This window comes from Candidatus Nanosynbacter sp. TM7-057, from assembly GCF_022828295.1.
GTDB lineage: Bacteria > Patescibacteriota > Saccharimonadia > Saccharimonadales > Saccharimonadaceae > Nanosynbacter.
On record NZ_JAJQJT010000003.1, the window covers coordinates 1 to 763 of the forward strand.

Genomic DNA, 763 nt, shown 5'->3' on the forward strand with positions numbered 1-763 from the left:
ACAAGATAGACTTTACGACTATGCCGCTCGAAGAAAAAGTAAAAGTAAAGCGAAATAACACGACTACTGACAAGCCTGTGAATGTACAATGTGGTGTAGCTATGCTCAGCGTTCCGTCGAACGCTCTCGAGGCTACTATTCAAATCACTTTTCCAAAGCAGTTCAAAACGCTTCCTACTGTAGTTTGCTCTTTCGGAGGATATGGTCAACCTGGCGACGGATGGACAGACAAACCAAATGCTTCTTGGGGCGGCTGCGCCTTTAGCGCTGTAAATGTAACGAATACCTCATTTACTGCTCGATGTCGTCGATTTGATGGCGCGCAACTTCTAGGAACGTATTATGTTAATTGGATAGCAATCGGTTAAATCTAGTTATTTTTTCGTGTACCATAGAGTCACATAAGATTGAGCATAGCCGCGCTGATCAGCATATGTTTGAATATTTACGTTCGTGTTATCAGCATATACTGTCACTGTATAAGCTTGTTGATCGGCGGCATGTGGCAAGTTGATAGTTGCCCCAATTGAATTTTCTTTAGCAATACCCTGAATTCTAATTACTAAATCTAAATTAGAAATGTTGTGTGGCTTTTTAATTGTAGTAGCTAAACCGAGTCCACCCATTATAAAAGTCTTTTGATAGATAGTTTTGCCATTTATCCATTTTTTGCCAGTGTCTTGCTCTTCGGTGCTATATTTGTAGGCTGGCATAGTCGTAAAGTCTATCTTGTGAGTATTGACTTTTACGCTAGAGTTTGCTA

The 763-nt window shown here is 40.4% G+C and carries 1 protein-coding gene and 1 pseudogene; one reads left to right on the top strand and one right to left on the bottom strand.

The window, feature by feature from the left end; genetic code table 11:
- The coding region (locus LRM45_RS03930; RefSeq protein ID WP_243826829.1) for an H-type lectin domain-containing protein at positions 1-368 on the top strand (368 nt) is incomplete at its 5' end.
- A gap of 6 nt (positions 369-374) precedes the next feature.
- Here LRM45_RS03930 and LRM45_RS03935 read toward each other — a convergent pair.
- Positions 375-763: pseudogene (locus tag LRM45_RS03935) on the bottom strand (hypothetical protein); the annotation flags it as partial.